Source organism: Streptomyces sp. NPDC050422 (assembly GCF_044458665.1).
Classification (GTDB): Bacteria; Actinomycetota; Actinomycetes; order Streptomycetales; family Streptomycetaceae; genus Streptomyces.
On the sequence record NZ_JBITIE010000050.1, the window covers coordinates 1 to 6,949 of the forward strand.

Annotated in this window: 6 protein-coding genes; all 6 read right to left on the reverse strand. The window is 71.3% G+C overall.

Annotated elements, in window-relative coordinates; all coding sequences use genetic code 11:
* Positions 1-300 precede the first annotated feature (300 nt).
* Positions 301-912, reverse strand: coding sequence for a hypothetical protein (locus ACIBJG_RS38495; RefSeq protein WP_399314971.1), 612 nt, complete (start codon positions 910-912; stop codon positions 301-303).
* Between the two features lie 217 nt (positions 913-1,129).
* Positions 1,130-2,587: an adenosylhomocysteinase gene (gene ahcY, locus ACIBJG_RS38500; protein ID WP_399314973.1), complete on the reverse strand. Its 1,458-nt coding sequence runs from the start codon at positions 2,585-2,587 to the stop codon at positions 1,130-1,132.
* Between the two features lie 250 nt (positions 2,588-2,837).
* Positions 2,838-3,872 (reverse strand): cation diffusion facilitator family transporter, encoded by a 1,035-nt coding sequence (locus ACIBJG_RS38505; protein WP_399314974.1) that lies wholly within the window; start codon positions 3,870-3,872, stop codon positions 2,838-2,840.
* An 88-nt stretch (positions 3,873-3,960) separates the two neighbouring features.
* Positions 3,961-5,160 carry a mannose-6-phosphate isomerase, class I gene (gene manA / locus ACIBJG_RS38510; protein ID WP_399314976.1) on the reverse strand — a complete coding sequence of 400 codons (1,200 nt, stop codon included), beginning with the start codon at positions 5,158-5,160 and terminating at the stop codon, positions 3,961-3,963.
* 92 nt (positions 5,161-5,252) lie between these two features.
* Positions 5,253-6,389, reverse strand: a complete 1,137-nt coding sequence (locus ACIBJG_RS38515; protein WP_399314977.1) for an SIS domain-containing protein — start codon at positions 6,387-6,389, stop codon at positions 5,253-5,255.
* 51 nt (positions 6,390-6,440) lie between these two features.
* The gene (locus ACIBJG_RS38520; RefSeq protein WP_148018973.1) at positions 6,441-6,623 is read right to left on the reverse strand and encodes a Trm112 family protein; all 183 of its coding nucleotides are present in this window, start codon (positions 6,621-6,623) and stop codon (positions 6,441-6,443) included.
* Positions 6,624-6,949 lie beyond the last annotated feature (326 nt).

Consider the following 6,949-nt stretch of genomic DNA (forward strand, 5'->3'; position numbering starts at 1 on the left):
CAGCCCGTTGGGCATCGGTCACCGACAACGGCGGAATCTTCGGACCCGGACGACTCATACCCAACCAACGACAAAACTCCGACTCAGGTCACTAGGGCCTTTCGTTTGGATCAGGCCGGATCAGGGAGCGGGGCCCGGTGCGTGCAACTGCAAGGCGGAGGAGCGAGTCACTGCGGAGCATTGGCGACCGACGACAACGCCGCAGGTGTGCGCACCGGGCCCCGCGAGCCCGGCATGATCCAAACGAGAGGCCCTAGCTGCGGCCTGTCCGGCGCTTCCTCGGGTGGCGCCCGGCAGGTCCTACCGGTCCGAGGGCGGGGATTCCAGTTCTTCGAGCTCGATGCCGGGGGCCGAGAGGACCACGTCTCCTGCGATGTGGACCGTGTGCTGCTCGCCGGTGTCCAGGGCGCTGACCTGGTACGCGTCCACGGTCAGAGGGCCGTTGTCAGTGGGGTGCGCTTCACTGTTCACCAGGGCCCAGGACTGGTCGGCGGTACGGGGGGCGAGCACCGGGTCCGTGAAGGTGACGACGCGGAGTCGGGTGGCCGGAGAAGTGGGGGTGAGCCGCAGGAGGCGTGCGGTGGCGATGAGGAATGCGGGAGACATGCCGCTGAAGGCGTGGGCGCGGACATTGCCTTCGGTGGCGTGAGTGCCGCTCGGGTCGGTGCGGACCCAGGTGACGCCTTCGAGGGCGGCACCGCGGACCTGCCAGCTCGCGGCATGGAGTTCGAGACGGATGGGGCGGCCGAGCTCGTCGAGGGTGAGGTCCACGGATCCGAGGTGATCGCCGGACGGGGCGGTCGTCTGGGAGACGTAGCGCCAGCCGGACGGGCCGGGTGCGCAGTGGAAGTGTTCTTCACCGAGGGGGGTGTGGTCGTGGAGATCGTGGAGCGAATATCGGCCGCGTGGCATGGGGTCCTTCGGGTTCCTCGGGTTGTGCGGGTGCGGTACGGCGCAGGCCCCCGGCACGGGGGTGCGGGGGCCTGCGTTCGTAGCTGCTGCTGAGTGGTCACCGTGTCTGCGGACGCGCTCGCGTCCGCAGACCCTGCGGGGTCTGCCGGTGGCCGGTCTTCACCGACCGGTAGTGGAGTGCCTGGTCACCGGCAGGCCGTCGCAGGTGGTGAAGGTGTCAGTAGCGGTAGTGGTCGGACTTGTACGGGCCCTCGACCTCGACACCGATGTAGGCGGCCTGCTCGGGGCGGAGCGTCGTGAGCCGCACGCCGAGCGCGGCGAGGTGGAGACGGGCGACCTTCTCGTCGAGGTGCTTGGGCAGCACGTAGACGTCGGTCGGGTACTCCTCGGGCTTGGTGAACAGCTCGATCTGGGCCAGGGTCTGGTCCGCGAACGAGTTGGACATCACGAACGAGGGGTGACCGGTCGCGTTGCCCAGGTTCAGCAGGCGGCCCTCGGACAGCACGATGAGGACCTTGCCGTCGGGGAACGTCCAGGTGTGGACCTGCGGCTTGACCTCGTCCTTGACGACACCGTCGATCTTCGCGAGACCGGCCATGTCGATCTCGTTGTCGAAGTGCCCGATGTTCCCCACGATGGCCTGGTGCTTCATCCGGGCCATGTCGGCGGCCATGATGATGTCCTTGTTGCCCGTCGTCGTGACGAAGATGTCGGCCTGCTCCACGACATCGTCGAGCGTGGCGACCTGATAGCCGTCCATCGCCGCCTGCAGCGCGCAGATCGGGTCGATCTCGGTGATGATCACTCGGGCGCCCTGGCCGCGCAGGGACTCCGCGCACCCCTTGCCCACGTCGCCGTAGCCGCAGACGACGGCGGTCTTGCCGCCGATCAGGACGTCGGTGGCGCGGTTGATGCCGTCGATCAGCGAGTGGCGGCAGCCGTACTTGTTGTCGAACTTCGACTTGGTGACCGCGTCATTGACGTTGATCGCCGGGAACAGGAGGGTGCCGTCACGGTGCATCTCGTACAGCCGGTGCACACCGGTCGTGGTCTCCTCCGTGACACCGCGAATCTCGGAGGCCAGCTGCGTCCACTTCTGCGGCGACTCACCGAGCGTGCGGTTCAGCAGCGTGAGGATGTACGCGTACTCCTCGCTGTCCGCCGTCGACGGGTCCGGGGCGGCGCCCGCCTTCTCGAACTCCACGCCCTTGTGAAGGAGGAGGGTGGCGTCACCACCGTCGTCGAGGATCATGTTCGGACCGCCGGTGGGGGTGTTCGGCCAGGTCAGCGCCTGCTCCGTGCACCACCAGTACTCCTCCAGCGACTCGCCCTTCCAGGCGAAGACCGGGACGCCGGCGGGGGCTTCCGGGGTGCCGTCAGTGCCCACCGCGATCGCTGCGGCCGCGTGGTCCTGGGTGGAGAAGATGTTGCAGGAGGCCCAGCGGACCTCCGCGCCCAGCGCGACCAGGGTCTCGATCAGCACGGCCGTCTGCACGGTCATGTGCAGCGAACCGGTGATGCGGGCACCGGCCAGCGGCTGCGCGGCGGCGTACTCCTTGCGGATCGACATCAGGCCGGGCATCTCGTGCTCGGCGAGGGTGATCTCCTTGCGGCCGAAGGCTGCGAGGGAGAGGTCGGCGACCTTGAAGTCCTGTCGATTGGCGACCGTCGTCATAACGGGCTGCTCCTCGTGATGGGTCGAGGGTGGGTGGGCGGCTCTGCGGCACGCGGTGGGCACACGAATGCCCGAGCGGCTCGCAGTGCAGTCCGTCGGAGGCCCTCTCTCCCTCGGCCGGTCCCGCGTACGGACCGATCGACCGCCATCAGCAGCGACGTCTGACACTGCTGACGAATCTACACCGAACGGCCCAGCCGCTCCCAGTCCACCGGGTCCGGAAGCGGCCTCGTCGGCGCAACGGGGGCGGTCAGTGACCGGATTCCTTCGGGTCGGCCGGGGTGTCGGGGGTGTCGCCGGGGGCGCCGTCGGCCGTCAGTCCGGCCGGTGCTCCGCCCACCTGCTTGGCCGGGTTGACGCCGGCCGCGGCCGCCGCCTCGTTGTAGATGTCCGGCTCCAGGTAGATGACGCGCGCGATCGGCACCGCCTCACGGATGCGTGACTCCGCGGCGTTGATGGCGTTGGCGACCTCGGTGGCGGTGTCGTCGTGCTGGACCGCGATCTTGGCGGCGACCAGCAGCTCCTCCGGGCCGAGGTGGAGCGTACGCATGTGGATGATGCCGGTGACGGTGTCGCCGTCGACGACCGCCGCCTTGATCTTGTCGACCTGGTCGGTGCCGGCGGCCTCGCCGAGCAGCAGGGACTTGGTCTCCGCCGCCAGGACGATCGCGATGACGATCAGCAGGATGCCGATGCAGAGGGTGCCGATGCCGTCCCAGACGCCGTCACCGGTGCCGATGGCCAGGCCGACGCCGGCGAGGGCCAGGACCAGGCCGATGAGTGCGCCGAAGTCCTCGAGCAGTACGACGGGGAGTTCGGGGGCCTTCGCCCGGCGGATGAACTCCGTCCAGGAGAGGGCGCCGCGGGTCTCGTTGGACTCCTTGATGGCCGTACGGAAGGAGAAGCCCTCGGCGATGATCGCGAAGATCAGAACGCCGACCGGCCAGTACCAGGCCTCGATCTGGTGCGGGTGCTTGATCTTCTCGTAGCCCTCGTACACCGCGAACATGCCACCGACCGAGAACAGGACGATAGAGACGAGGAAGGCGTAGATGTAGCGCTCGCGCCCGTACCCGAAGGGGTGCTGGGGGGTGGCCTCGCGCTGGGCCTTCTTGCCGCCGAGCAGCAGCAGCCCCTGGTTGCCCGAGTCGGCGAGCGAGTGGACGCTCTCCGCGAGCATCGACGACGAGCCACTGAACAGGAACGCCACGAATTTGGCCACTGCGATCGCGAGGTTGGCGCCGAGTGCCGCCACGATCGCCTTGGTTCCGCCTGACGCACTCATGGGTGCCTGGTGTCCCTTCTTCGGTGCTGCGGCTCCGGCGGCCGCGGTACGGCCGGACATTGTTGCAGTCGCTGGTGCGGACGGTACGTCAGGCCACCACAGTGGCGCGGAACAACGTACCCGTACCGGACACTTCGGCCTTCTCCCCCGCCGGTACGAAGACCGATTCGCCCGGCCCGAGACCGAGATCGCCGGCCTTCGGTGCGCCCGCCGTGCAGAGCAGGATCTGAGGCGTGGCCGCGGTCAGGTCGACCGGCGCCGCGCCCGGTGAGAGGTCGAAGCGGGAGAGACGGAACTCGTCGACCGGCGTCTCGTACAACTCCTCGCCGGACGGGGCCGCCTCGGGGCGCAGGATCCCCGGTTCGGTCGCCTCGAAGCGGACGATACGCAGGAGTTCGGGCACGTCGATGTGTTTGGGCGTCAGTCCGCAGCGCAGCACGTTGTCCGAGTTCGCCATGATCTCGACGCCGAGGCCGTCGAGGTAGGCGTGCGGGACTCCGGCGCCGAGGAACAGGGCCTCTCCCGGTTGGAGTTGTACGTAGTTCAGCAGCATGGCCGCGATGACCCCGGCGTCACCGGGGAAGTTGTGGGCGATGCGGGCGTACGGGGCGTAGGCGCCGCCGATCCGTTCGGCGGCGGCGGCAGCGGCTGCGACCGTCTCGGCCATCTCCGCCGGGTCCGCGGTGAGGATCGCGGTGAGGACCTCGCGCAGGGCGGCCTCTTCCGGGTGGGCGCGCAGCAGATCCGCGTACGGCTTGAGGGAGTCGACGCCCAGCCCCTCCATCGCCTCGGCTGCCTCGACGGGCCGGCGGAAGCCGCACAGGCCGTCGAAGGGGGTGAGCGCGCAGATCAGTTCGGGCTTGTGGTTGGCGTCCTTGTACGTGCGGTGGGGGGCGTCGATCGGTACGGACCGGCGCTCCTCGTCCGCGTAACCCTGCTGCGCCTGGGCGAGGTCGGGGTGGACCTGGAGGGAGAGCGGCGCTCCGGCGGCGAGCAGCTTGAGGAGGAAGGGGAGGCGGGGGCCGAACTTGTCGACGGCGGCCTGACCGAGTTCACGGGCCGGGTCGGCGGCGATGACGTCGGTGAGGGCCTGTTCGCCGGGGGGCGCTGCGGCGGGCGCGGAGGCGCCGGAAGCGCCGGTGCGGGTTATCCGGGAAGGCGCGCCGGGATGGGCGCCCATCCACATCTCCGCCTGCGGCTCGCCGGTCGGGGCGACGCCGAGCAGGGCCGGGATGGCGGTGGTGGAGCCCCAGGCGTACGGGCGCACGGTGTTGGAGAGCCGGTCCATGGAATTCGTCCTCGTGCTGTGTGAGATGTGTGGCGTGTACCGGAAGCGTGGGTACCGCGCGTGCTGCCCGCTGCGCGGGGTGGTGCGGTGGTTCAGGCGCGGGCTGCCGAGGCGAGGGCCAGGTAGACGGCGGCGAAGTCGGTGACCGCGAGGAGTTCGGCGAGGGCTTCGAGCCTGCTGCCCTCCTCCGGTTCCAGCTCGCTGATCGCCGTCTCGTGGCCCAGGGCCAGTTCGCGGGCCGCGGGGGCTGCGCTCAGCCCGCCGGTGGGCCGGTCGCGGAGCAGGACGACCCGGGCATGGAGGGGTTCGGACTCCTCGACCCGGTCGCGGAAGAAGTCGTCGGGGTCGGCTCCGGCGGCGAAGGTCCCGGCCAGCAGGGCGCCGTGGGCGGGGAGCGCCTCGGGGAGTTCGGCGGCGAGGGCCGGGCGGCCAGAGAGTTCGGCCAGGACCGCGGCGAAGCGGCGTCCGACCGGGCCCGCGGCGTCGCCCTCGGTCCAGATGAGGGGCAGGCTGTCCGCGAGTTCGGCGGCCAGGGTCTTGGCGGGGTTGCTGTACGTGGCGATCGCCGGTCCGCAGCGCTCCGCCGTGCGGTCCAGGCGGTCGGCGACGCCCTGGAGCGCCTCGGCGGGCGCGGTGACCAGGCCGACGCGGTCGAGCAGTGCGAGCAGTGGGGTGAACAGGGCCCACAGGGTCCCGGGGCCGGCGGCCGAGGTTTCGGCGTCGTACTCGCCGTGCGGGGCGGAGGCCATCGGTACGACGAGGCCGTGCACCCCGTCGACCGCTTCGCGCAGGGGTGACTGCCGGGGCGCCACGGCCACGACGGTGCAGCCGCGTCGGTACGCCTGCTCGGCGAGGAGGGCGAGGCCGGGTTCGGAGCCGTCCGCCGTGGCGATGAGGAGCAGGTCGACGGAGCCGGCCCAGCCGGGCAGCGTCCACCGCATCGCGCCCGCGGCGGGGGCGACGCCGGTCGGGTGGATGCGCGTGACCGGCGCGGAGGCCCCGGCCAGGGCCGCGATCAGGTCGGCGACGCCGGTCGCGGCGGTGCCGGAGCCCGCGACCAGGACGGCGCGCGGGCGGCCCTCCGGGTTCAGCGCGGTGATCCCGGCCTCCGTCGCGTGCCGGGCGGCGGTACGGACCCGGGCCCCGGCCTCGGCGGCGCCGCGGAGCAGACCGCGGCGGTCGGCTCGGGCCAGGGCTTCCGGGGCGTCGAGCAACGACTCGTCGAGCATGGGGACGGTCCTCCGATCACGTGCCGATCACCGTGCGGGGTGGGGGCCCTGCTACGCGGGGCGGCGGGCCTCGTCGACGAGGAGGACCGGGATGCCGTCCCGTACGGGATAGGCCAGGCCGCAGTCCGTGCCGGTGCAGATCAGTTCGGGGCTGTCGGCCGCGGACCGGTCGTCGAGGGGGGAGTGGCAGGCCGGGCAGGCCAGGATCTCCAGGAGGCCGGCTTCGAGCGGCATGGGGTGGTGTCCCTTCGGGCGGGCGGGGGGAGTGCACAGCAGTGCGGTGGGTGGTGCGTGTTCCGGCGTGTTCAGTTGATCTTGTTCATGCCTCGTGGAACGGGCGAGGTCAGCCTACCGCCGGGGTGGCGGGGGCGCGGCCTGGCCCGGCCGGGTGTGTGTGGCGAGGTGTGGGGGCGAGGTGTGGGGGGTGCGGGTTGGGGGGTGCGGGTTGGGGGGCGCCTGCGGCGGGCCTTGTCCCCTCCCCGCCCCTTCCCGTAACGGGGGGGGGGGGGGGGGGGGGGGGGGGGGGGGGGGGCGCGGCGGGGGGGCGGGGGGGGGGGGGC